The sequence below is a fragment of the Pasteurella sp. WM03 genome (assembly GCF_004570945.1).
GTDB lineage: Bacteria > Pseudomonadota > Gammaproteobacteria > Enterobacterales > Pasteurellaceae > Rodentibacter.
In genome coordinates this window covers 318,889-341,140 of record NZ_SPPO01000002.1, presented here as the reverse complement: position 1 = coordinate 341,140, position 22,252 = coordinate 318,889, and the positions used below count along the sequence as shown (strand labels likewise).

15 protein-coding genes and 1 pseudogene are annotated in these 22,252 nt (G+C 40.7%); 8 read left to right on the top strand and 8 right to left on the bottom strand.

Annotated elements, in window-relative coordinates:
• Positions 1–264: 264 nt before the first annotated feature.
• The 3 genes and pseudogenes from E4T92_RS03735 (at position 265) to E4T92_RS03725 (ending at position 4,035) form a co-directional block, all read left to right on the top strand.
• Positions 265–1,557, top strand: coding sequence for a PHB depolymerase family esterase (locus tag E4T92_RS03735; protein WP_135093492.1), 1,293 nt, complete (start codon positions 265–267; stop codon positions 1,555–1,557).
• Between the two features lie 39 nt (positions 1,558–1,596).
• Positions 1,597–2,313, top strand: a complete 717-nt coding sequence (locus E4T92_RS03730) for a tetratricopeptide repeat protein (RefSeq protein ID WP_135093491.1) — start codon at positions 1,597–1,599, stop codon at positions 2,311–2,313.
• Positions 2,314–2,556: 243 nt separating this feature from the next.
• Positions 2,557–4,035, top strand: a pseudogene (locus E4T92_RS03725) (subtype B tannase).
• 113 nt (positions 4,036–4,148) lie between these two features.
• On the opposite strand, the gene E4T92_RS03720 reads toward E4T92_RS03725, so the two are convergent.
• Both E4T92_RS03720 and E4T92_RS03715 read right to left on the bottom strand, forming a co-directional pair.
• Positions 4,149–6,824: a PqiB family protein gene (locus E4T92_RS03720; RefSeq protein WP_135093490.1), complete on the bottom strand. Its 2,676-nt coding sequence runs from the start codon at positions 6,822–6,824 to the stop codon at positions 4,149–4,151.
• A complete protein-coding gene (locus E4T92_RS03715; RefSeq protein ID WP_135093530.1) occupies positions 6,799–8,055 on the bottom strand; it encodes a paraquat-inducible protein A in 1,257 nt (418 codons plus the stop codon). The genes E4T92_RS03720 and E4T92_RS03715 overlap by 26 nt, the downstream gene beginning before the upstream one ends.
• 225 nt (positions 8,056–8,280) lie before the next feature.
• Between E4T92_RS03715 and metF the strand changes: the two genes are divergently transcribed.
• Entirely contained in the window at positions 8,281–9,165 is an 885-nt protein-coding gene (gene metF, locus E4T92_RS03710; protein ID WP_135093489.1) for a methylenetetrahydrofolate reductase, read from the top strand.
• Positions 9,166–9,304: 139 nt separating this feature from the next.
• Here metF and pgsA read toward each other — a convergent pair whose 3' ends face one another.
• The gene (gene pgsA / locus E4T92_RS03705; protein ID WP_135093488.1) at positions 9,305–9,865 is read right to left on the bottom strand and encodes a CDP-diacylglycerol--glycerol-3-phosphate 3-phosphatidyltransferase; all 561 of its coding nucleotides are present in this window, start codon (positions 9,863–9,865) and stop codon (positions 9,305–9,307) included.
• Positions 9,866–9,968: 103 nt separating this feature from the next.
• Entirely contained in the window at positions 9,969–10,571 is a 603-nt protein-coding gene (locus E4T92_RS03700) for a peroxiredoxin C (RefSeq protein ID WP_077541134.1), read from the bottom strand.
• Positions 10,572–10,835: 264 nt separating this feature from the next.
• On the opposite strand from E4T92_RS03700, the gene metC reads away from it, so the two are divergent.
• From metC to E4T92_RS03685, 3 genes are all read left to right on the top strand, one after another.
• Complete coding sequence (gene metC / locus E4T92_RS03695) at positions 10,836–12,026, top strand: cystathionine beta-lyase (protein WP_135093487.1); 1,191 nt, start codon at positions 10,836–10,838, stop codon at positions 12,024–12,026.
• A gap of 102 nt (positions 12,027–12,128) precedes the next feature.
• Positions 12,129–13,484, top strand: a complete 1,356-nt coding sequence (gene mpl, locus E4T92_RS03690; protein ID WP_135093486.1) for a UDP-N-acetylmuramate:L-alanyl-gamma-D-glutamyl-meso-diaminopimelate ligase — start codon at positions 12,129–12,131, stop codon at positions 13,482–13,484.
• An 81-nt stretch (positions 13,485–13,565) separates the two neighbouring features.
• A complete protein-coding gene (locus E4T92_RS03685) occupies positions 13,566–14,072 on the top strand; it encodes a DUF2301 domain-containing membrane protein (RefSeq protein ID WP_077541128.1) in 507 nt (168 codons plus the stop codon).
• A 212-nt stretch (positions 14,073–14,284) separates the two neighbouring features.
• On the opposite strand, the gene gltS is transcribed toward E4T92_RS03685, so the two are convergent.
• The 4 genes from gltS to E4T92_RS03665 form a co-directional block, all read right to left on the bottom strand.
• The gene (gltS, locus tag E4T92_RS03680) at positions 14,285–15,499 is read right to left on the bottom strand and encodes a sodium/glutamate symporter (protein ID WP_135093485.1); all 1,215 of its coding nucleotides are present in this window, start codon (positions 15,497–15,499) and stop codon (positions 14,285–14,287) included.
• A gap of 33 nt (positions 15,500–15,532) precedes the next feature.
• Positions 15,533–17,791 carry a DNA topoisomerase IV subunit A gene (gene parC / locus E4T92_RS03675; protein ID WP_135093484.1) on the bottom strand — a complete coding sequence of 753 codons (2,259 nt, stop codon included), beginning with the start codon at positions 17,789–17,791 and terminating at the stop codon, positions 15,533–15,535.
• Between the two features lie 13 nt (positions 17,792–17,804).
• Entirely contained in the window at positions 17,805–19,703 is a 1,899-nt protein-coding gene (gene parE, locus E4T92_RS03670) for a DNA topoisomerase IV subunit B (protein WP_135093483.1), read from the bottom strand.
• Between the two features lie 72 nt (positions 19,704–19,775).
• Positions 19,776–20,711: a Kdo(2)-lipid IV(A) acyltransferase gene (locus E4T92_RS03665; RefSeq protein WP_135093482.1), complete on the bottom strand. Its 936-nt coding sequence runs from the start codon at positions 20,709–20,711 to the stop codon at positions 19,776–19,778.
• 86 nt (positions 20,712–20,797) lie between these two features.
• Between E4T92_RS03665 and hldE the strand changes: the two genes are divergently transcribed.
• The gene (hldE, locus tag E4T92_RS03660) at positions 20,798–22,228 is read left to right on the top strand and encodes a bifunctional D-glycero-beta-D-manno-heptose-7-phosphate kinase/D-glycero-beta-D-manno-heptose 1-phosphate adenylyltransferase HldE (RefSeq protein WP_135093481.1); all 1,431 of its coding nucleotides are present in this window, start codon (positions 20,798–20,800) and stop codon (positions 22,226–22,228) included.
• Positions 22,229–22,252: the final 24 nt, after the last annotated feature.

The window sequence follows — 22,252 nt, the reverse complement described above, 5'->3', positions numbered from 1 at the left end:
GTAGATTTTTAATAAGATTTTGATTATTTGGACAAGACACAAAGCCGAAATAATGTTGTTATTATGAATTTTGGGGGACTGTCAAGCTTAACGTCAAACAGACTATCGACATAATATCGTAAGCTTTCATAAATTACCCTCCTATTTGTCTTTTTTGAAAGATGGGAAAGCACGATTATTTTAAATTGTAGAAATACCGATTGAACCTTACCATTATATATTGGTCTTTATAGAGGTTTTTAATTCATTCTTATAGAGGTAAAAATGCAAACACGTCGAGAATTTTTAGTGATGAGTGCCGGTATGGCTTGTGCAGTGAGTATGCCAAGTATCGTCTTCGCAAAAGGCGCTAATGAGCCTTTGAACGCAACAGCAATTACGCAGGTTTTTGGTGATGGGGTACAGATGGTGGCGGTTGCAATTGAATTTGCACAGGAATTGACACCAACAGATATAAAAACGGCTGATTTTAATGTTGAAGGCAGAACCATACAAAATGTATTTATTAGTCAATCGGTGGATTTAACCGAGAGTGATAAGGGTAAGTTCGTGATTGTGGCACTCAAACCTGATGAATCGGGTAGCGGTTTACAAGAAACCGTGCAGTTGGCGAATGCAACGTCTCAATCTCCGACACCGAATGGTGGCAGACCTCGCTGGGTTGCCGGTGATACAATGAGTAAAATTATTCGCTATAAAAAAGCACAGGCTAAAGTATTGGTAGAAGGTAAGACATTAGAAACCCATACGGTAAAAAATGGGGTCGTTGATGAGTTTCAACAGTCAGAATTTTACGATCAAAAAACAGCTAAAACGCTACCCTATAATTTATTTAAACCAAAGGATCAAAGTCAACCCTTACCATTAGTGCTATTTATGCACGATGCAGGGGCAACCAGCGATCAGACTGAAGTCACCCTTTTTCAAGGATTAGGCGCGGTTATTTGGGCTGAACCGAAGGAGCAGGAAAAGCGTCCTTGCTATGTGCTTGCACCACAATATAACGAGATTATCGCAGATGATGATTGGCGTACGTCTGATATGCTTGATACCACAATTCATTTGGTTCAAAAGTTGATTGAAGAAGAAAAAATCGATCCGAAACGTATTTATGTGACAGGACAATCCGGTGGCTGTATGTTAGCAACAGCAATGAATGTGAAATACCCTGATTTTTTTACCGCCAGTTATTTGGTGGCAGGCAAATGGAATGCTGAAGTTGTCGCACCATTGGCGAAGAATAAAATGTGGTTTATGGCATCGGTGGATGATTTGGGGGCATTTCCTAGTTTTAATGCGATCACCGAACGTTTAGCACAAGCAGGTGCAAAAATCAGCCGAGCGGAATGGAATGGTAGTTGGGAGGCGGATCAATACCGCTTTGCGTATGATGATTTAATGGCTGAACAAAGTCCGATTAATTATACCATTTTCGCTAAAGATACTGTTTTTCGTGAGACCGATAGTCGTCAAGGGGCTAGCGGGCATCGCAATACATGGCGGCTTGCATACAGTATTGAGCCAATTCGTGAATGGTTGTTTGCTCAGACGAAATAATCGTGCAGAGATTGTCTCTTTTGTCGTGGGGGAAACATAATGAAAAAGTTAGGGTTATTCATTGCACTATGGTTTAGTTTATTTGCGTTTGCGAATGAACCGGAAGAGAGTGCGAAAAAAATGACTTTTCCTGAAATACAAGCATTGGCGAGTCAAGGTGATCCTGAGGCTCAGGCTCGTCTTGGCGAGGCTTATTTGAATGGTAATTATGAGCAAAAGGTTGATTTTTCTCAGGCTTTGTTATGGTCAAAAAAAGCTGCTGACCAAGGGAATTCGAGAGCAAAATTAAACTTAGGTGTGATGTCTTTGAATGGCTATCAAGGCGAATTTGATTATCGTCAAGCAAAAGCACTGTTTGAAGAGGCCAATAATGCCGGTGAACATAAAGCTCCCCGTTACTTAGGTATCATTTATGAACGAGGCTTAGGTGTAGCACAGGATTATGTTTTGGCCGCGAAATTTTATCAACAAGGTGATAAGTATGGTGATGTGACGGCACAATATAGGCTGGCAAAGCTGTATGAACAAGGGCTGGGGGTAGCACGTGATTATGCTAAAGCCATTGCTCTTTACCAAAAGCATCAACATCGTATTGATCACATTAGTGCGCCAAGTTTTATTGCATTAGGCGATATTTATGGATTGGGGCTTGGCGTTAAAGTCAATAAGGTTGAGGCGGAAAAATGGTATCGTTTAGCCATAGAGACGGGGAGTAAGGAAGGAGAAATCAAATTAAATTTATTAAATGAGGGGTAATTATTTTTGACTTCATTACTATAACGGTAAAGTGCGGTTAAATATGTCGGAATAGTTAATACAAGATGTATTCGTTGACTAGGTGAATCCTTTTGTCTGTATTGACAAACCAACAATTTAATTGCACATAATATTTAGAAATATCATGATCTTAATTGGAGAAAAATAATGTTATCAAAAAGTTTATTGGTGGCTACTACACTGAGTGCGATTGCCATTCAAACACAGGCTGTATCGAAAGAAATGGATGATCCTTTGGCAGATACGCCTTATTTTAATCAGACCGAAAACGGGTTTGATCTAACATTCTCACCGAAAAACTACCGTATTTTGGAAGCGAAAGTGAATGGTGAAACCGTGAAATTTCGTGCGTTTGAGAAAATCGTTTATGTATAAAATCCCATAGAAGCGGATTATCAAACACTCAATTTGTATGTACCGGAAGCCTATTTTCAACAAGGATCAATTAACGGATTTAATGCTGATAATGCCCCTATTTTCTTGCCGAATGCGGTGGGAGGATATATGCCTGCGAAGGCTGCAACCTATGACAAAAAAAGTATAGGTGGTGGGGATAAACCGAATGCAATTTTAACCGCACTTTCTAAAGGCTATGTGGTAGCCAGTGTGGGGGCTCGTGGCAGAACATTGGAGAAAGAGGGAAAATACACGGGTAAAGCACCGGCTGCGATTATCGATCTTAAATCTGCCGTACGTTATTTACATTTTAACGATGCTGTTATGCCGGGAGATGCGAATAAAATTATTTCAAATGGGACAAGTGCCGGTGGGGCATTATCCGCCTTATTAGGGGCTAGTGGCGATAGTCGTGATTATATAGCATATTTCCAACAATTAGGCGCAGCACAGGCATCAGACCGTGTTTTTGCGGTATCGGCGTATTGCCCGATTACCAATTTGGAGCACGCAGATAGTGCTTATGAATGGGAATTTAATGGATTAAATGATTATCAAAGAATGGATATGAGCCGCTTGAATGCCAATAGTTATAATGATCGCAGCCAACCTGCCGCTAAGGCAATGATTGAGGGATCGTTAAACAAAGATGAAATAGCTGTTTCTAATCAGTTGAAAGCTGCATTTCCTGCCTATTTGAATAGTCTCAATTTGAAAGATACACAAGGCAATCCTTTAACGTTAGATCAGGATGGCAATGGTTCATTCAAAACTTATTTAGAAGGTATCATTGTGCGTTCAGCCAATAAAGCCTTGAAAAATGGTACGGATTTAAGCCAAATTACTTGGCTTGTGAAAGATAAAAATGGTGTAACCGGAATGGATTGGAACGGGTATATTCATTCTGAAAAACGAATGAAATCACCTCCTGCTTTTGATGCATTAGACTTAACAAGTGGTGAAAATAACCTGTTTGGTACGGAAAGTATTAATCATCGTCACTTTACTGCCTTTTCACTGGCGCAGAATAAAGCACAGGGTAATCAATCAGAATTAATGGCAGATAATGAGCAAATTAAATTGATGAATGCAATGAATTATGTCGAAACGAGTCCGACCCAACATTGGCGTATTCGTGTCGGTACAAGTGATCGAGATACTTCACATGCCATTGGTGCAATGCTTGCGGTGAAGTTAGAGATGTCCGGAAAGTCTGTCGATTATGAGATGCCGTGGGGTATTCCACATGCGGGGGATTATGATTTAGATGAACTATTTCAATGGATGACGGATATCAGTCGATAAAGTTAGAAAAATCCTCTGCATAATTAATTCGCAGAGGATTTTATTTATTGTCCGATTTATTCGTAATATATCAATCGCAATCAAAGGCGAATAAAAGTGCGGTCAATATATTATCAATTTTCTTGCTTAGGAAGCGTGCCGGAATTCCAACTATGAGCCTCACTTGGACGTTTAATTTGTAATAAGAAACGCTGATTTGCCGGTGCTTGTGGTTGAATGACGGTACTCGATGGTGTGGAGAATGAAATTCCGCCTTTGAGTAATTGTTGGACACTACCGGTATTAAATTTAGCACCTTGCCAGCCTAGCGTGAAATCATAGCCGGATGAAACCCAGAATTCAGAATTTTTACGCACAAGATGTTGGTATTTTGGTGCGATGATAATATGGATTAGAACACGGTCACCTAGACTGTTTAAGTCAAATTTACGTATCGTTCCAACCTCAACACCACGATAAAGCACCGGTGAGCCTTCCGTTAAATTCATTGCATCATTGGTTTCAAGAATAAATGGCATACCTTGGCTGTATTTATTACGGCTTGCTGTGGTTTGTGAAAGGTTAAATTGTGTTTTCATTTTCCCATTTCCTACTTCCACATCAATATAGGGTTGTAAAAGGCTATCTAGGTTTTCGATAGCACCGGCGGAAATTTGCGGAGAAATGATTTTAAAGGTCGAGCCCTCTTTTGCAATGATTTCCATATAGTTTGGATTAATAAATGCTTTTGCCGTGATCTTACGTGATTTGGCATCTAATGTTACACTTTCAACTTCACCAATAGATAATCCTAAATAGCGTAGGCTCATACCTTTACTTAGATTGGTAGCATCATCAGTGGTAAGGGTAATGATTTTTCCTGAAGATTTCGCTCGTAATTCGTTAGGGTATAAGATCTTATTTTTTCCTGCTCCGGTGTTATCAAAACTAATTGCCCCTTTTAATGAGCGTGCAATCGGTGTCGCCTGAATGCTGATACCTTTTGGCGTAATATCAACCTGTGCTGCACTTTCCACCCAAAAGATGCTTCTATCCGTTAATAAATGTTTGTACGGCGGATAAATATAAACATCAATATTAAAATGGTTGGTTTGGGGTTGAATGTTGGTGATTTTACCCACTTCATATTGGTGATAAAGTACAACAGAACCTTTACTGATACTTGGTAATGTTGATGTTTTTAGGGTGATACTTGGTTCAACCAATTTCCCTGTGATACCGTATTCGGCATTTTGCGTATCTTTATAGAGGGGGTAGCTTTTTAGTGGCTCACCTAATCCTTTTTTGGCAATAATACGAATACCACCTTGTAGCCATTTTTCAGGATGTGCCGCTTCAAAGCGTACGCCATCAATACCTAAATTGACATTAAAATTTGAGGCCGCCACGAAAAGTGTATTAGGGTTAATTAAATTACGATATGTCGAGGCAATGGCAACATCATATTCTACGCCTTCTACCCCTACCTGCTGATTGATGATTTCCCCAATGGCAATATTATTGTAATAAACGGATTGACCTTCAGAGACACCATAGCTTTCAGGTGAGGTTAATTTTACAACTAAAGTATTTGGTGCTTTTAAAAGTAACTCGTTTTCTTTAATGACATCAAATGCTAACTGTTCAGATCCTTCACCCGGAATAATTTCAAAGTAATCACCACGGAAAAGCCGTTGTGGATCGGTTAAGTCCCCTAAGGTTGGTTTTTTATTGCGCAGTACAATTCGGGTATGGGTCTTTAATAAGTTGGCTTGGTTTGGATCGATAAGTAGTGTTCCCTGTAATTGACTGTCATCATTTTCAATGGTTGTTAGGCTTGAAAGCACACCAATTTTATGATCTTGGTAATACACCTCATTGCGTCCGGCTTCTAAACCGGCAACAGAGGGGAGGGTTATTTCAACATTAATTCCTCTTTTTGCCGCTTGTAGGTTTGAATAAAGGGTGTAGCTTGTATTTTCTACTGCGTTAGGGCTATTGGTGGGGGAATCAAAGGAAACGGCACCTTGAACAATGGAATTAAGGCTTTCCATATTCACATTTAAACCTGCCGGTGTGATATTGGCTGCGATACCGCTAATATTCCAGAATCGTGAATCTTTTTTTACAAAATGTGCATATTCCTTATTGATCACAACATCAATTTCCACTTTGTTATCGTTATTAAAGCGGTAATCGTAGATTTTACCTACCGGCAATTTTTTGAAGTAAACGGAGGCACCAATAGAAATAGAACCCAAGTCATCCGAAATTAAATGAATAAGTAAATCACCTGATTTAACTTGAGCTATCGGCCCTTTTTCTTCAGCGATAAACTCATCTTCACTGTTACCATCACCAGGCTGTAATGTAATGTAGTTGCCTGACACAAGGGAGTCTAGCCCTGAAATACCCGCGAGAGAAACATTAGGTTGTACAACCCAGAATTTAGTGTTTTCCCTTAGAACACCTGTTGCTTCAGGGTAAATGTTTGCAATGACCTCAACTTTCTGCATATTGTCAGTAAAGTTGACTTTTTTCACTACACCGATTTGTAGCCCTTGATAGCGAATAGGGGTTTTATCCGCAACTAAGCCTGCGCCATTCGTAAAAGTAATTTTGATACTTTTACCTTGTTCCTCCACAATTTGGAAGAAAAGAATCGCCCCAATACAAAGTGCAATAAAGGGCAATAGCCAAAACGGAGAAACCTTCCGATTTTTCCGCAAAACGGCTTGAACGGCTTTGTATTGTGAACTAATACCCGAGTCGGTTGAATGCTGGTCATTCGGTTGTTGTTTTTCTGTCATAGATTTTCCAAATCAGTCGGCTATCGAATTGTGAGGTTGAAATCATTGTAAGGAAAACTGCAGCACCAAAGTAGAAGGCAGCAGGTCCTACCGTAAAATTAATAATTTGCCCACGTGTTACAAGCGACATCATAAGGGCAAGAACAAATAAATCAAGCATAGACCAACGTCCCACAAAATGTACGATATGTAAGAGACGCATTTGCCATTTTATTGAATGTTGCCATTTAAAATGCACGCTGGCGAGTAAATATAGCATAATGAAAATTTTGCTAATCGGTACAAAAATACTGGCAAAGAATACAACAAAGGCAACAAAGTAGCTTTTCATCTCAATAAACGAAATGACGCCGGACATTAATGTATCTTCAGATAGAGAACCCGTCAAATAAACACCGGAGATGGGGAGTAGGTTTGCAGGGAAGAGCATAATAATACCGGCAATAAGTGTTGCCCATGTTCGTTGCAGTGTAATGGATTCTGGGATAGCTATACGTGAATCGCAACGGGGACAGAAAGAATGACTGTGATCCCGCTTTATTTCTGAATGAGGGAAGGAATAGTGGCAGGCGGTGCATAATTCAATATCATTTGTTGTTGAATGCACATGCTTGTTTTCCGGATAAAATTCATCCCACAATTCATTTAAGTTAATTTTAATGAATAATAATGTGGTTAAAAGTGCGGTAAATATAAAGGCAAGTAAATAGAGATCAATTTGTAATGCTGCATATTCCCGTACTTTAAACATAGATACGCCAAGTGCCACGAGATATACATCAAACATCACCCAAGGTTTAATATAACTGAGAAAAAGTAAAACGTTACGTGGACGAATACCAAGTAACTTTGAAAACCATAACATTAAAACCAAAATCGCAAAAGAAATAGGCATTAATACGGCACAAACAAATACTAAAAAAGCGGTGTATTGATAGCCGGCTGTTGCCATTTTCCAGATTCCTTCCCATACCGAGGCGTCCACTCTTATACCCAGTAAATCAATACTCAATAGCGGGAAATTCAAGGCAAAGGGCATTAAAATGAGAATAGAAAGTGCAATCATCGCACAACGATGTAATGACCAACGATTGCTTGTGCTCAACGTATGATGGCAACGGGGACATTCTGCATGTTCATCCTGAGGTAAGGGATAAATGATGGAGACGAGCTCGTCACATTCGCCACAACGGGTGATTTTATAGCGGGATTGAGTTGAGTTTGTCGTCATCATCGTTGTCTTATTTACAATAAAGTGCGGTCAAAAAAATTGGCGTATTTTATCTTTATTTCCCCCATTTTGTGAAGTTTAAATCAAGAAATGTTGGGTAGAGTGAGCGTTTGTATGCAAAACTATGGATTTTATTAATGTTTCTTATGAATTTATTGAAATTGACTCATAGACGAACTTATTTTATTGTAGCGTAGCAACATCATTCTATATGGGAATAATAATATGAGTTATGCAAAAGAAATTAACAACTTGAACCAAAACATTGCGGATTTTAATAAAAAAATCAATGTATCCTTTGAGTTTTTTCCACCTAAAAATGAAAAAATGGAAACAATGTTATGGGAATCAATTCACCGCTTGAAAGTACTAGAACCTAAATTTGTTTCGGTGACTTATGGGGCGAATTCGGGAGAGCGGGATCGTACTCATAGTATTGTAAAATCTATTAAGCAAGAAACCGGATTGGAAGCTGCACCACATTTAACCGGGATTGATGCGACACCGGAAGAATTAAAGCAAATTGCCAAAGATTATTGGGACAGTGGGATTCGGCACATTGTCGCATTGCGTGGTGATGAGCCGCAAGGCTATGAGAAGAAACCATTTTATGCAGCCGATTTGGTGGAATTACTGAGAACCGTAGCAGGTTTTGATATTTCCGTTGCGGCTTATCCTGAAGTACACCCTGAAGCGAAATCTGCACAAGCGGACTTGATTAACCTGAAACGGAAAATTGATGCTGGGGCAAACCATGTGATCACGCAATTTTTCTTTGATATTGACAACTATCTCCGTTTTCGAGACCGTTGTGCGTCTATTGGTATTGATACGGAAATTGTACCGGGTATCCTACCGGTTACCAATTTTAAACAACTCCAAAAAATGGCATCTTTCACTAATGTGAAAATCCCGACTTGGTTGTCAAAAGCCTACGAAGGATTAGATGATGACCCAACAACACGTAACCTTGTCGCAGCAAGTGTTGCAATGGATATGGTGAAAATTTTATCCAGTGAAGGTGTTAATGATTTCCATTTCTACACGCTCAATCGTAGCGAATTAACCTATGCGATTTGTCATATGTTAGGCGTGAGACCAAGGGGATAAACGGTTTTCTAACGGATAAAATAAAGTGCGGTTGTTTTTTGTGATGTTTACGGTATACATCCCCAAAATTTTAACCGCACTTTTTTGTTCATTTTCAATAAATAATGTTTTTTATCGGTTTTATGTATGTACCGATTTTTTACTTCATCTCTATTTCGTCTAACACATTTTCTTTTGCAACTTTTAAATATTGAATCATCGACCAAACCGTTAAAATCGCTGCAATATAAAGTAAGACAATTGCTGAAATTTCCATATAAATATTATAGCGCCATAATAATCCGCCGAGTGCAAGCATTTGAGAAGTCGTTTTCACTTTCCCCAACCAAGAAACGGCGACTTTATTGCGTTCCCCCAATTCCGCCATCCATTCACGCAAGGCTGAAATAATAATTTCACGAGAGATCATAATGATTGCAGGAATCGTGATCCAAAAGGTATGTTGATATTCTACGATAAGTACGAGTGCGGCAACGACCATGACTTTATCTGCCACAGGATCTAAAAAGGCTCCAAAGCTTGTGATTTGTTTCCATTTACGTGCGAGATAACCATCGAGCCAGTCTGTTACACCGGCAATAAAGAAAATAAGCGTGGTAATAAATGGGGCAGATTCAAAAGGCAAATAAAAGGTGATCACAAAAAAAGGAATTAATACAACGCGAAAAATTGTGAGAAAAGTAGGTATATTAAATTTCATAGAAAATTAACCGCACTTTGGTTAGAGATGGACTTATTCTAAAGGATATCAGGTGATAAAAAAAGCCACGTAATGTGGCTTTATTGTAAAGATTTGATAAAGATTAAAGTTTATCCGCATTTTGTTTTAAGTATTTTGCAACGCCTTCGGGATTATCTTTCATCCCTTCTTTGCCTTTTTCCCATTGAGCAGGACAAACATCACCGTGTTCTTCGTGGAATTGTAGGGCATCAACCATACGTAACATTTCATCAATATTGCGACCTAACGGAAGATCATTAACGATTTGGTGGCGAACAACCCCATTTTTGTCAATTAAGAATGAAGCACGCAGAGCGACACCTTCGGTTGGATGTTCAATGCCGTACGCTTGGGCAATTTCATGTTTAATATCAGCGGCTAACGCATATTTAACTTGGCCGATACCACCGTTTTCAGTTGGTGTATTACGCCACGCATTGTGGGTGAATTGAGAATCAATAGATACACCAACGACTTCAACACCACGTTTTTTGAATTCCTCATAGCGGTGATCGAAGGCAATTAATTCAGACGGACATACGAAAGTGAAATCTAATGGGTAGAAGAAAATTACGGCTGCTTTTCCTTCAATATGTTTTTTGAAGTTAAAATTATCAACAATTTCACCATTGCCTAAAACTGCAGATGAAGTAAAATCGGGTGCTTGGCGAGTTACTAATACCATAGTCTAATTCCTCTATTAAAAGTTTGTTGATAGAAAAAACGGGTAATATTCCGGCATTATGTAGCGATTGCACAAAAGTGATTGTAGGGCATTTGTAGGGATACTCATATGTAGGGATACTCATAACAATCCGTACATTTGTTGGGATTTTTGATTTTTGCCCATTTGCTACACAATGCCGCAACATTCTATAAAATTTAACCACACTTTTATAGTGCTTTTGTTTCATTATCTTGTTTGTATTGTTTAAATTAGGTGAAATTTATGTCAAAAAATACTTCATTATCCACATTGCTTGTCCATAGTGGACGAAATAAACGATTTTCTCAGGGGGCAGTTAATCCTGTGGTTCAACGGGCATCTTCACTGGTTTTTGATACGATAGCGGATAAAAAACACTGCACGAAAAATCGTTATAAAGGTGAATTATTTTATGGTCGCAGAGGTACACTCACGCATTTTGCGCTACAAGATCTAATGTGTGAAATGGAGGGGGGGGCAGGCTGTTATCTTTACCCTTGTGGGGCAGCTGCCGTGACAAATACCATCTTATCTTTTGTAAAAACGGGCGATCATATTTTGATGAGCGGTGCTGCCTATGAACCTACACAAGATTTCTGCAATATTGTTTTGAAAAAAATGCAGATTGATACTACTTATTATGATCCTTTAATTGGTGAGAATATCGCCCAGCTTATTCAACCAAATACCAAAGTTCTGTTTTTAGAATCACCAAGTTCTATTACCATGGAAGTGCCGGATATTCCGACTCTCGTGAAAGTGGCCCGTTCGGTAAATCCTGAAATTGTGATTATGATTGATAACACGTGGTCGGCTGGGGTGTTATTTAAAGCATTAGAGCATGGGATTGATATTTCTATTCAAGCAGGGACGAAATATTTGGTGGGGCATTCGGATGTGATGATAGGCACAGCGGTAGCAAATGATCGTACTTGGGATCAGCTACGAGAGCATTCCTATTTAATGGGGCAAATGGTCGATGCGGATTCCGCTTATATGACGGCAAGAGGGATTCGCACTTTAGCGGTGCGATTAAAACAGCATCATGAAAGTAGTATCAAAATCGCAAAATGGTTAAGTGAGCAGCCACAAGTGAAGGCAGTCTATCACCCGGCTTTACCAAGTTGCCCGGGACATGAATTTTTCCAACGTGATTTTAATGGCTCGAGCGGTTTATTTTCCTTTGAATTAACTCAACGTTTGACAGATGAGCAAGTCGCCCAATTTATGGATCATTTCAAACTATTCACCATGGCATATTCATGGGGAGGATTTGAATCCTTAATTTTATGCAATCAACCGGAAGAAATTGCCAAAATTCGCCCGAGTATCAAAAGAAAACTCACAGGCTCACTGATTCGTGTGCATATTGGTTTTGAAGATCCTGATGAATTAATTAATGATTTAAAAGCCGGTTTTGAACGAATTGCGTGACAGGTTTTATGATGAGTAAAAAGGCTTGTAGAATAAGCCTTTGTTTACTCACACTTTGAGTTGATTTATCATATTTTTCATTTTTTATAAAAGAGATTACAAATGAAGCATATTCATATTTTAGGTATTTGCGGCACATTTATGGGGGGCGTGGCGATGATTGCCAAACAGATGGGCTATAAAGTGACGGGATCAGATACGAATGTCTATCCACCGATGAGTACCTTTTTACAAGAACAAGGGATTGATATTATCCCTAATTATGATGTTGAACAACTTCAACCCGCACCGGATATGGTGATGATTGGAAATGCCCTAAAACGTAGTAATCCTTGTGTCGAGTACGTATTGGAAAATCGTTTGCCTTATACTTCCGGCCCACAATGGCTACATGATAATTTATTAAGAAATCGTTGGGTTTTGGCGGTTTCGGGTACCCATGGAAAAACCACCACAACCGGTATGCTGACCTGGATCTTGGAACAAAACGGCTTAAAACCCGGCTTTTTAATTGGTGGAATTGCCGGTAACTTCGGGACTTCCGCCCGTTTAGGAGAAAGCAATTTTTTTGTCATTGAGGCAGATGAATATGACACGGCATTTTTTGATAAGCGTTCTAAGTTTGTGCATTACAATCCTAAAACCTTAATTATTAATAACATCAGTTTTGATCATGCGGATATTTTTGATGATTTGAATGCGATTCAACGCCAATTTCATCATATGATTCGGACTATTCCAAGTAGTGGGCGTATTCTTTCTTTTGCTGATGAGCAAAGTGTAAAGGAAACATTAGCTATGGGATGTTGGTCTGAACAACAGTTTCTTGGAAAAGATAAGGAATGGTTTGCAGAACGTCTAACAACTGACGCTTCCCATTTTGCGGTATTCCATCATGGCGAAAAAGTGGCTGAAGTAAAATGGAATGTAGTTGGCGTGCATAATATGCATAATGCATTAATGGCAATCGCCGCAGCTTATCACGTAGGGGTATCTGTTGAGAAAGCTTGTGAAGCATTAGGTTCTTTTATTAATGCAAAACGTCGCCTAGAAGTAAAAGGTGAAGTCAATGGTATCACGGTTTACGATGATTTTGCTCATCATCCCGAAGCTATTCTTGCCACCTTAACGGCATTGCGTGATAAAGTTGGTGGGGGTGTTCGTATTCTTGCGGTACTAGAACCTCGTTCAAATACGATGAAAATGGGCGTGCATAAAGATGAAATTGCACCGGCATTAGGCAGAGCAGATCTCGTTTTTATGTTGCAGCCAGATAATATTCCTTGGGAAGTCGCAGAAATTGCTTCACAATGTGTGCAACCTGCATATTGGAGTGCAAACCTTGATAAGTTGGTTAATATGATCGTCGAAGAAGCCCAACCAACAGATCATATCCTTGTGATGTCAAACGGCAGTTTTGGCGGTATCCACCAAAAAATTTTAGATAGACTAAAATAATTTTTGATGAAAGTGCGGTTGGAAAATCATGTGTTTTTTAACCGCACTTTTGTTCTATTATTTGACTAGAAAGGAGGAAAAATGGCTGATCCACATATTCAGTCCCCAATGGATATTTGGGATAACATCACAGTGATAATTTATCGAACCGGGTTTGTTGTCGCCGCTTTTGGTATTTTGCTATTGACTTGGTTGCCAAGTTTGGCAGAAATCACGATTTTAATTGCTGCGACCTGTTGTGCCTCATCTTTGCATATTTATCTCAAACATTTTCGTTTAATCTTTCAATTTGCTACTTGGTTAGCTCTGGTTTGCTTCATTTTAGGTTGGCATGAACTGGCACTAGGCGGTGCATTAGTCACCTTAGGTGGGCTTTGTTTTAAAGAATATTTTTGTTTCCGAGTGCCATTATTAAATTTACAGCCTATTTTTGTGGCGATACTCTGGTTTGTTTGGGTATTTGAAAGCGGAATACTGACTCGGATCTTCTCAATGATTGTAGGGGTATTACTGTTGTTACTTGCCATTCAAAAATGGAGAATGCCATTGCATTTTGATATTGGCGATAAAACAAAATATCAGGTTTAAAATAGGGTATTATGTAGCAAATGCACAAAAACAGAAATTTCAACGATATGTAGGGACACACTGAGTGTGTCCGAATTTTAACATATTGAAATAATTTGATTTTATAGCGGACACACGCAGTGTGTTCCCTACAATCTAACCAAAAAACAGGTTTATGCAATTGCTATAAAATAAAAAGAGCGGTCAATTTTACCGCTCTTTTTTACATATTATTAGTGTAGATAAGTCACCACAGCTAAGAAAACTTTTAATAGTGAGGCATTAATTAAGTCAATAAAGAATGCGCCCACCATTGGTACGATTAAGACAGCCTTGTGAGACGCACCGAAACGGCTGGTGATTGCTTGCATATTTGCCACTGCAGTTGGAGTTGCACCTAAACCGAAACCACAGTGTCCCGCACTAAGTACGATCGCATCGTAATCTTTACCCATGGCACGATAAGTCACATAAATGGCGAAGAATGCCATAAAGGCAACTTGAATTGCTAGGATAACTAATACATCCGTGGCAAGACCGGCTAATTCCCAAAGTTTTAATGACATCAAGGCAATGGCTAAGAAGATAGATAATCCCACACTGCCGAGAACATCAATAGCTGAATCTGCCACACGGAATTTGAAGATATGTGCTAATGCATTACGAATGATAACGCCGGTAAATAAACACCAAACGAAGGTTGGTAATTGTAATGCCGTACCTTTTGTCACGCTGTCTAGATATTGACCGATCAATAGACAGAAAGACATCATTGCAATGGTTTCAATGATAGAACGTGCATTGACTTTACGTTGGTAGGTTGGATGCTCAAAGGCTTCTTGGACATCATCTACTTCATCATTTTCCGGGTTTTCCCCTTGTTTTTGACGATTTAGCAAGAAACGTGCTACCGGGCCGCCAATAATACCGCCGAAAACTAAACCGAATGTAGCACAAGCCATGGCAATTTCTGTTGCCGCCGGTAAGTTAAATTCCTTGATGAAGGTTTCAGCCCAAGCCGCACCGGTACCATGACCACCGGTTAAGGTGACGGAGCCCGCTAATAAACCATAGGCAGGGTCAATGCCTAAAATCTGAGTGCCGGCAATACCGATCACGTTTTGGAAGAAAATTAACGCCGCGGCAACAAAAAGAAAAATAATTAATGGTTTTCCACCTTTAATTAAACGGGCAAAATTTGCACTTAAACCGATTGATGAGAAGAAAACTAACATCATTGTGGCTTGTAGGCTTTTCTCAAAGGTAAATGAAGTACCATCTATTTGATACCAAATTGTCAATGCGATAGCGATAATAAAACCGCCGACAACCGGTTCAGGAATATTAAAGTTTTTCAGTACGCTAATGCGTTTTACTAAAAAATAGCCTAATAATAAAACAAGGCTGGCAAGTGCCAGTGTTTGATAAGTATCGAAAACAATATTCACGAAGTATTCTCCTCTTAGTTTGTTTTGGAAAATTTATGTGTTGTGTTCAGGATCAATCACCGTAATATCCACATTGCTGTGTAAGCCTCGGGGGAGTTGCGATCCTTTTCTGCCTCGTTCTGTGCGGAACTTTTGCAGATCTTCTGGCTTTAATGTCATTTTTCGTTTGCCGGAGTGGAACTCAAGAGCGGCTTGATCTGAAATGAGCAATAATTTCACTAATAATTCGCTACGATCTTTTGCATGAGTCGCAGAAATACTCACGATTTTATTGCCTTTACCTTTTGATAATACCGGTAAATCTTGTACCGGGAAAATTAACATTCTGCCGGCTGAAGTCAAGGCAACGAGAAGTGCGCTTGAATCCGACAGAATTTTTGGCGGCAACACTTTGGCATTTTCCGGTAAAGAAATCAAGGCTTTTCCTGCTTTGTTACGTGCAATTAGATCTTCAAATTTACAAATGAAGCCATAGCCCGCATCAGATGACATCAATAATTCCTGTTGATCCGCTTCCATGATGACATGCTCAATAGTGGCACCAACAGGCAGAGTTAATCTACCTGTGAGTGGTTCGCCCTGTGAACGGGCAGAGGGCAGGGTGAGCGGATCAACGGCATAGCTGCGTCCGGTGCTGTCAATAAATACGGCAGCTTGGTTGCTTTTACCACAAGCATGAGCGCGATAACCATCGCCGGCTTTATAACTTAATGCTTTTGGATCAATATCATGCCCTTTGGCACAGCGTACCCAGCCCATTTCCGACAAAATAACAGTAACCGGTTCTGCCGGTGTCATTTCGCTTTCTGAAATCGCTTTGGCTTCTTCACGTTCGACTAATTGTGACATCCGTGGACTGGCGTATTTTTTGGCATCTTCTTGGATTTCTTTCTTAATGAGCGTATTGAGACGACGTTCAGAGCCTAAAATCGCTTCTAAATTTGACCGCTCTTTTTCCAACTCATTTTGTTCGGCACGAAGTTGGTTCTCCTCTAATTTTGCTAAGTGACGCAAGCGTAAGTTTAAAATCGCATCAGCTTGCTCATCACTTAAGTTAAAGCGTGCCATGAGTTCTGTTTTGGGATCATCCTCATGGCGAATAATCTCAATCACTTCATCAATATTTAAGAAGGCAATCATTAATCCTTCCAAAATATGCAGACGGGAAAGCACTTTATCAAGACGATATTGTAAACGGCGTGTCACCGTAGTGCGGCGGAAATGTAGCCATTCATTGAGAATTTGCACTAACCCTTTTACTGCCGGTTTATGATCAAGCCCAATCATATTCATATTCACACGATAGCTTTTTTCCAGATCGGTGGTGGCAAATAAGTGAGCCATGAGGGCGTCGGTATCCACCCGATTGGAACGAGGCACGATGACAATACGAATCGGGTTTTCGTGATCGGCTTCATCACGAATATCTTCCACCATCGGCAATTTTTTCGCCGTCATTTGATCGGCAATTTGCGCAATGATTTTGGAGGGAGAGGCTTGGTGTGGCAGGGCGGAAATAATAATTTCTCCGTCTTCTTTTTTCCATGTCGCACGCATTTTTATCGAGCCACGGCCTTGTTCGTAAATTTTACGAATTTCCGTTTTTGGCGAAATAATTTCCGCTTCTGTTGGGAAATCAGGCCCTTGCACAATATTTAACAGATCATCAAGGCAGGCTTTAGGATGATCGAGCAAATGAACGGCGGCATCGGCAATTTCATTAATATTATGAGGGGGAATATCCGTTGCCATTCCTACAGCAATCCCTGTTGTACCGTTAAGTAAGATATGGGGTAAACGTGCAGGCAAATATTGCGGTTCTTCTAACGTACCGTCAAAGTTCGGTTGATAATCTACCGTGCCTTGCCCAAGTTCAGAAAGTAAAATTTCAGAAATTTTGGACAGGCGTGATTCCGTATAACGCATAGCCGCAAAAGATTTGGGATCATCAGGCGCACCCCAGTTACCTTGACCGTCCACCAATGGATAGCGATAAGAAAAGGGTTGGGCCATCAATACCATGGCTTCATAGCAAGCGGAATCGCCGTGAGGGTGGAATTTACCCAACACATCCCCCACCGTCCGTGCGGACTTTTTGTATTTTGCCGTCGCGTTTAAGCCAAGTTCTGACATGGCATAGACAATACGGCGTTGTACGGGTTTTAAGCCATCGCCAATAAAAGGCAATGCACGATCCATAATGACGTACATGGAATAATTAAGATAGGCACTTTCGGTAAAAGTGCGGAGCGGCATTTGCTCAATGCCTTCATAGTTGATATTTGTACTCATATAAATTTTCCCATTACACCGTTAAATCCACTTGATCGCCTTTGGTTTGTAGCCAATTTTTTCGATCTTCGGAACGTTTTTTCGCCAACAACATATCCATCAGTTCTAGGGTTTCTGTGCCCTGTTCTTCTTCTGAATTGTAGGTTAATTGCACCAAACGGCGGGTATTCGGATCCATGGTGGTTTCCCGTAATTGAGAAGGATTCATTTCACCCAAACCTTTAAAACGTTGAACATTTGGTTTGCCTTTTTTATTTTTCAGGCGATCTAAAATTGCCTCTTTTTCCCCTTCATCCAAGGCGTAGAACACTTCTTTATTTAAATCAATGCGGTAAAGGGGGGGCATTGCGACATAAACGTGCCCCTCTTGTACTAATTTTGGGAAATGACGTAAGAATAAGGCACAAAGTAATGTCGCAATATGTAAACCGTCTGAGTCGGCATCGGCGAGGATACAGACTTTTCCGTAGCGTAGTTGGGACAGATCATCACTATCCGGATCGATGCCTAATGCCACCGCGATATCGTGAATCTCTGTGGAACCGAGAACCTGTTCCGGTGAAACCTCCCAGGTGTTCAAAATTTTTCCCCGTAACGGCAAGATTGCCTGATATTCCCGATCTCGGGCTTGTTTTGCCGAGCCGCCCGCAGAATCCCCTTCCACTAAAAATAATTCAGTTTTTTCCAGATCTTGTGATCCGCAATCCGCTAATTTACCCGGCAATGCTGGGCCGCTTACCAGTTTTTTCCGCACCACTTTTTTGGCAGCACGCAAACGGCGTTGGGCAGAGCTGATCGCCATTTCTGCAAGCTTTTCCGCATCTTGGACATTTTGGTTAAGCCATAGGCTGAAGGCATCTTTTAAAACGCCGCTGACAAAGACCGCACTTTGACGAGATGATAAGCGTTCTTTGGTTTGTCCGGCAAATTGGGCATCTTGCATTTTGAGCGAGAGAATATAAGCACAACGATCCCAAATATCATCAGCGGTGAGCCTAACACCACGAGGGAGCAGATTGCGAAATTCGCAAAATTCACGAATCGCATCAAGCAAACCTTGGCGTAAACCATTGACGTGTGTGCCGCCTTGAATAGTTGGGATCAAATTTACATAGCTTTCACCGATCAATTCTCCGCTCTCAGGCAGCCATAATAATGCCCAACTGACCGCTTCATTATTGCCTTTAAATTCTCCCACGAAAGGTTTTTCCGGCAAGGTTTCATAACCGTTGACGGCTTCAATAAGATAGTCGGACAAACCGTCTTCATATAGCCATACATCTTGTGTGTTGTTGACTTTATCCGTGAATTTGATTTCCAGCCCTGAACATAACACGGCTTTGGCACGCAATAAATGGCGTAAGCGACTGACGGAAAATTTTGCACTATCGAAATATTTCGGGTTAGGTTTGAAGTGAACGGTCGTACCGGTAGTGCGTCTGCCGCAGGTGCCGACCACTTCCAATTCTTCCACTTTTAGCCCATTTTCAAAAGCGATTTTATATACTTCGCCATTGCGTTTGACTTGAATATCCACTCGCTCGGAAAGGGCATTCACCACAGAAATCCCTACGCCGTGCAAACCACCGGCGAATTCATAGTTTTTATTGGAAAATTTACCACCGGCGTGAAGTTTGGTTAAAATCACTTCCACGCCTGACACGCCCTCTGTCGGGTGAATATCCACCGGCATTCCCCGACCGTTATCAATGACTTCAAGCGATTGATCCGCATGCAAAATCACTTCAATTTTAGTGGCGAATCCGGCAAGGGCTTCATCCACACTATTATCAATGACTTCTTGTGCGAGGTGGTTTGGGCGGGTGGTGTCAGTGTACATACCTGGGCGGATTTGCACCGGTTCGAGATCTTTTAATACGGTAATTTCTTGAGCTGAATAATTGGCTGTCATTTGGTTATTCGTTAAATATGAAAAAATTGCGAAAGAGTGTATCAAAAAGTGCGGTTATTTTCGACCGCACTTTTAATCATAAAGGCTTGGGTCATTTTCACTTGGGCGTGTTTTAAAACGGCGGTGTAACCACATATATTGTGCCACGCCTTTTAGAATTTCTTTTTCCACCACTTGATTCATCCTGGCGGCAACAGAGGTTTCATCCGCTAAATCGGTAAAATCAACAGGAGCGGAAATACTCACCGTATAGCCTGAGCCGTCTTTGTTACATAAAGGGGCAAAGGGAACGATTTTACTTTTCGGAGAGGATTTTAATAGATAGTAGCTGCCGGTGGTAGTGCAAGCATCGGGTACAGCAAAAAATGGCACAAATACCGCATTTTTTCGCCCATAATCGTGATCAGGCGCATACCAAATGGTTTCACCTTGGCGCAGGGCTTTAATCATACCTCGAAGATCTTTACGATCTAACATATCTTTATTGGAACGCAAACGCCCTTGCGTTTGTAGCCAGTCCATTAGAGGATTGTCATTAGGGCGATACACGCCCAATCCCGGGTGATGTAACCCCACAATACGCGCACCCAGTTCCAGAGTGAGAAAATGGACACCGACAAAAATAGTACCGTCTTGTTGGCTCTCTTTGAGATGATGTAAGCCCTCAATTTTCGACCATTTTTTTATGCGGGCATCAGACCAAAACCAAGCCATACCCGTTTCAATAATCGCCATACCAACAGCACGCAAATTCTCTTTTAGGATATTTTCCCGTTCTTTTTCCGACATTTCAGGAAAGCAAAGTTCAAGATTGCGGCGCGCGATAGCAGCACGGCGTTTGCCGATTTTTAAGCGGGAAAAAAGCCAGCCCAATCCGTTACCGATGTGGCGTAAAATTGGGTAGGGCAACAGTAAAATAGCACGCCAAAGAGCAAGTCCAAGCCAGAATCCCCAATATTTAGGGGCAAGAAAAGTGCGTTGAAACCTAGGGAGTTTGTTATTTTTCATTATCATTCTCCATGAAATTGCGCGGTAGTTTAACGTAAAAATGACTTGTGGTAAAATCACGCCAATTTTTTCCAAGAGAGAATAGCATGGCTCAGTATTTAGCAGAATTTAAACAGGCAAAAGTCCTTGTATTAGGCGATGTAATGCTTGATCGTTATTGGTTTGGTGCAACCAACCGAATTTCACCTGAGGCACCGGTACCGGTGGTGCGAGTGCAAGAAAATGAAGAACGTGCCGGTGGTGCGGCGAATGTGGCGATGAATATTGCCTCACTGAATGTGCCTGTACAATTAATGGGATTGATTGGGCAAGATGAAACCGGTGCAGCATTGTCTAATTTGCTTAAAGAACAAAAAATTGATTGTAATTTCGTCGCATTAAGTACCCACCCGACCATTACTAAATTACGTATATTATCCCGTCATCAACAGCTTTTACGCCTTGATTTTGAAGAAGATTTTAACAATGTAGATTGTCAGGATTTACTTTCTAAGCTGGAAAGTGCGGTGAAAAATTACGGTGCTTTAGTGCTTTCCGATTATGGTAAAGGTACACTGAAAGACGTGCAAAAAATGATTCAAATTGCCCGTCAGGCGAATGTGCCGGTGTTAATTGATCCAAAAGGCACTGATTTTGAGCGTTATCGTGGGGCGACCTTGCTCACACCTAATATGGCAGAATTTGAAGCAGTGGTGGGCAAATGCAACACGGAAGAAGACATCATTGAAAAAGGCTTGAAATTAATTTCTGACATAGAATTGACCGCACTTTTGGTGACCCGTTCAGAAAAGGGCATGACCTTACTTCGTCCAAATCAAGAACCTTATCATTTACCAACCGTAGCGAAAGAAGTCTTTGATGTGACCGGCGCAGGGGACACGGTAATCAGTGTATTGGCAACCGCACTGGCAGATGGGCGTTCTTTTGAAGAGTCCTGCTATTTAGCGAATGTTGCCGCAGGCATTGTGGTAGGGAAATTGGGAACATCAACAGTTTCCAACGTTGAGCTTGAAAATGCGATCCATGCACGTCCGGAAACCGGTTTTGGTATTATGACGGAAACTCAGCTCAAAGAAGTCGTCAAACAAGCGAAAGCCCGTGGTGAAAAAATTGTTATGACAAACGGCTGTTTTGATATTTTACATCCGGGTCATGTGTCTTATCTTGAAAATGCCCGTAAATTAGGTGATCGTTTAATTGTTGCTGTGAACAGCGATGATTCTGTCAAACGCTTAAAAGGCGAAAGCCGTCCAATTAATCATCTTGATTCCAGAATGGCGGTATTGGCTGGGTTATCCTCCGTGGATTGGCTTGTGCCTTTCTCGGAAGATACGCCACAACGCTTAATTGCTGAAATCTTACCGGATTTACTGGTGAAAGGCGGCGATTATAAACCGGAAGAGATTGCCGGTAGCCAAGACGTGTGGGAAAATGGCGGGGACGTGAAAGTATTAAACTTTGAAAATGGTTGCTCCACCACCAATGTGATTGAAAAGATTAAATCGTTGAAAGATTAAATTGAAATAAAAGGTTGGGAATGC

What these genes read in the sequence shown, in the direction of transcription:
- hldE (WP_135093481.1), top strand. Translation starts at nt 20,798, where the DNA reads ATGGCTCAGTATTTAGCAGAATTTAAACAGGCAAAAGTCCTTGTATTA.
- parC (WP_135093484.1), bottom strand. Translation starts at nt 17,791, where the DNA reads ATGAGTACAAATATCAACTATGAAGGCATTGAGCAAATGCCGCTCCGC.
- E4T92_RS03700 (WP_077541134.1), bottom strand. Translation starts at nt 10,571, where the DNA reads ATGGTATTAGTAACTCGCCAAGCACCCGATTTTACTTCATCTGCAGTT.
- E4T92_RS03685 (WP_077541128.1), top strand. Translation starts at nt 13,566, where the DNA reads ATGGCTGATCCACATATTCAGTCCCCAATGGATATTTGGGATAACATC.
- E4T92_RS03735 (WP_135093492.1), top strand. Translation starts at nt 265, where the DNA reads ATGCAAACACGTCGAGAATTTTTAGTGATGAGTGCCGGTATGGCTTGT.
- mpl (WP_135093486.1), top strand. Translation starts at nt 12,129, where the DNA reads ATGAAGCATATTCATATTTTAGGTATTTGCGGCACATTTATGGGGGGC.
- metC (WP_135093487.1), top strand. Translation starts at nt 10,836, where the DNA reads ATGTCAAAAAATACTTCATTATCCACATTGCTTGTCCATAGTGGACGA.
- pgsA (WP_135093488.1), bottom strand. Translation starts at nt 9,865, where the DNA reads ATGAAATTTAATATACCTACTTTTCTCACAATTTTTCGCGTTGTATTA.
- parE (WP_135093483.1), bottom strand. Translation starts at nt 19,703, where the DNA reads ATGACAGCCAATTATTCAGCTCAAGAAATTACCGTATTAAAAGATCTC.
- metF (WP_135093489.1), top strand. Translation starts at nt 8,281, where the DNA reads ATGAGTTATGCAAAAGAAATTAACAACTTGAACCAAAACATTGCGGAT.
- E4T92_RS03715 (WP_135093530.1), bottom strand. Translation starts at nt 8,055, where the DNA reads ATGACGACAAACTCAACTCAATCCCGCTATAAAATCACCCGTTGTGGC.
- E4T92_RS03730 (WP_135093491.1), top strand. Translation starts at nt 1,597, where the DNA reads ATGAAAAAGTTAGGGTTATTCATTGCACTATGGTTTAGTTTATTTGCG.
- E4T92_RS03665 (WP_135093482.1), bottom strand. Translation starts at nt 20,711, where the DNA reads ATGAAAAATAACAAACTCCCTAGGTTTCAACGCACTTTTCTTGCCCCT.
- E4T92_RS03720 (WP_135093490.1), bottom strand. Translation starts at nt 6,824, where the DNA reads ATGACAGAAAAACAACAACCGAATGACCAGCATTCAACCGACTCGGGT.